This window comes from Ferrovibrio sp., from assembly GCF_017994015.1.
In the GTDB taxonomy this organism is placed as follows: Bacteria; Pseudomonadota; Alphaproteobacteria; order Ferrovibrionales; family Ferrovibrionaceae; genus Ferrovibrio.
In genome coordinates this window covers 1-2592 of sequence record NZ_JAGOLP010000123.1, presented here as the reverse complement: position 1 = coordinate 2592, position 2592 = coordinate 1, and the positions used below count along the sequence as shown (strand labels likewise).

General features: G+C 60.5%; 4 protein-coding genes. All 4 read right to left on the bottom strand.

The window, feature by feature from the left end:
• The coding region (locus KBB36_RS20965; protein ID WP_290985879.1) for a Clp protease N-terminal domain-containing protein at window positions 1-480 on the bottom strand (480 nt) is incomplete at its 3' end.
• A gap of 18 nt (window positions 481-498) precedes the next feature.
• Window positions 499-828, bottom strand: a complete 330-nt coding sequence (gene clpS / locus KBB36_RS20960) for an ATP-dependent Clp protease adapter ClpS (RefSeq protein ID WP_290985876.1) — start codon at window positions 826-828, stop codon at window positions 499-501.
• A gap of 124 nt (window positions 829-952) precedes the next feature.
• A complete protein-coding gene (gene phaP, locus KBB36_RS20955; protein WP_290985873.1) occupies window positions 953-1486 on the bottom strand; it encodes a phasin family protein in 534 nt (177 codons plus the stop codon).
• A gap of 231 nt (window positions 1487-1717) precedes the next feature.
• Window positions 1718-2461, bottom strand: coding sequence for a hypothetical protein (locus KBB36_RS20950; RefSeq protein WP_290985870.1), 744 nt, complete (start codon window positions 2459-2461; stop codon window positions 1718-1720).
• Window positions 2462-2592 lie beyond the last annotated feature (131 nt).

Below are 2592 nucleotides of genomic sequence, written 5' to 3'. Positions count from 1 at the left end.
GTCAGCGCCACGCACCGGGCGACGGTCGCCCCGGCCCGGCGCCTTGGCCACGCCATGGCTGATATAGCTGACGGCATCCAGCCGGGTCATATCCTGCTCCTGCAGGAAATGCACGGCATGGCTTTCGCGCTCGGAGAAGATGGCGACCAGCACATTGGCGCCGGTCACTTCCTCACGGCCGGAGGATTGCACATGGAACAGCGCGCGCTGCACGGCACGCTGAAAGCTGAGCGTGGGCTTGGCATCCTGCGCCACGCCGCCGACCACTAGGCCGCGCAGGTCTTCGTCGATGAAGCTGCCGAGCCGCAGCCTGAGCTTTTCCAGATCGACATTGCAGGCCCGCATCACCGCAATGGCATCCTGATCCTCGGTGAGCGCGAAGAGCAGATGCTCGAGGGTGGCGAATTCATGCTTCTTGGTGGCAGCCAGTGCCAGGGCCCGATGCAGTGTCTGTTCCAGCGCGCGCGAGAAACTTGCCATACGGTCCTGTCTCCTGGGTCAATCACGTTCCATGGTGCATTGCAGGGGGTGCTGATTCTGACGAGCGAAATCCACCACCTGGGTCACCTTGGTTTCCGCCACCTCGAAGGTGAACACGCCGCAGACACCAACGCCTTTCTGGTGAACATGCAACATGATCTGGGTGGCTTCCTCACGCGGCTTGTTGAAAAAACGCTCGAGTATGTGAACGACGAACTCCATGGGAGTGTAGTCGTCATTCAGCAGCAAGACCTTGTACATGGGCGGCTTCTCGGTCTTGGGCTTGGTCTTAGTGACCACCCCGACCTCGGTGCGTCCGCCGCCCGTGTGTCCATCCCGCTCACTCATGCCTGCCTACTCATCGTTCCCAGGATATGGCGCTCTGGTTAAAAAATACCAGCACCGGAGCATTAAAAAAAGAGGCCCGGTCTCACGACCGGGCCTCTCGTTACGGATTGGAAACGTGGCCGGATCAGGCAGCCAGCGGCTTCACAAGCTTTTCAACGGTGGCCTGCACCTGCGCATTGATCGGCGCAAAGGAATCCTGCGCCAGCTTGGTGGCGGCCTCGCTGAACTTGCTGAACTGGGCCGTATAGGCCTCGAAAGCCGACTTGGTGAAGCCATTCTGCAGTTCCACAACTTCCTGCAGCGTCTTGGCGGCAATGATCGCCTTGGCGGCGGCAATGTTGCCTTCATACTGGCTCTTGGCGAAGGCCAGCAGATCGGCATTGAGGTTTTCCACACCCTTGCTGGCCACGGTGCCGGCGGCAACGAAGGCCTCGACGCCATCCTTGCTCAGCTTGGCGGCATCGCCATAGCTCTTGGCAACAGCTTCCAGGCGCTGCTTGGTGGCGGCGAAAGCCTTCTCGGTGGCTTCGGTGGACGCCTTCACGGCCTTTTCGATCTGCTCCTTGGTGGCGAAGATCACGCTCTCCAGCGGCGCGGTGCTGGGCAGAGCTTCGGCAATGGTTTCGGCTTTCGGGGCGGTCTTACGCTTGGCGGTCATGATGCGGTTCCTTTATCTGGTCATGTGACGCGGCATCGCCGACAGGGCGACGGGGGTCTGGGAGGCGCCCCGGTTGCCTGTGGGTGGCAAACACGGACCGGGACGACAAAAATGCTGCGCTGCAACATGAACTTTATATAGGAATGCCCGCTAAAGCGTCAATAGGAAAATATTGCATCGCAATACGTGTTGTTGCGATGCGGCATGGCGCTGATTTCAATGGCATTTTGCCTAAATTCTTAGCGCACGCCCGTAATCGAGCCCGTTATCGCCGACCCGGAACCGGTGCGGTTGGGGCCGCATGCTGTCCTGAGTCTGGCCCGGCCAGGAACCATAAGGCAATAGCGCCACCGCACGCGGTGGGTTGGGCTCCACGCCGGTTGCATCGAACGGCGCCAGCAGGGCCAGGAACGGCAAAGCGGCAAAACCCGGCTGTTCGTTGTTCCAGGCATGGAAATGAAACGCCCCATTGATGCAGGCGCTGGCGGTCCAATAGAAATCGTCGCCACGCAGGAACATGCCCTTGGGCGCCGGCTTGCTGAAGCCTGCCTGCTCCAGCCCAGCCTTGATGCCGGCGAATTCCGCTGCTGTCAGCTTGCGCAGACTGGCCGCGCCGCGCCAGGGGCCGATGGGATCGTTCAGCTTGATGGTGACCAGATTGGCCGGCGCCATGGCACGGGCTTCCAGCATCATCGCGCCTTTATCCTGGCCGGCCTCGTCCAACGGGGTGAAATCGTAGGAACGGCGCTGCTCATCGTAAATCGCGTTGTAGACCATGCGGTAGCGATCGGGCGAACCAGGCCCGCAACTGCGGGCGATATCGTCGCCGCCCACATAATATTCCCAGGAGAAATGCCGGGCGACCGGATCGTCGGTCGGGCCCTGGGAGGCACAGCCGCTTAAACCCGCCACCAGTGCGGCGGCAGAAATCAGCAGCATTTTCGGGGCTGAAAAGGCTTTGTTAAGAGCAGGCATGGCATAATCCATAAGTTGTGGCCCTGACTCGGACAACCACCATCGGTGAATCCAAGTGGAATCAATCCGTTATGGGAGTTTTCCACTGGACACGGCGAATCGGCATCCATACACTCGGAGCCAGCGAATCG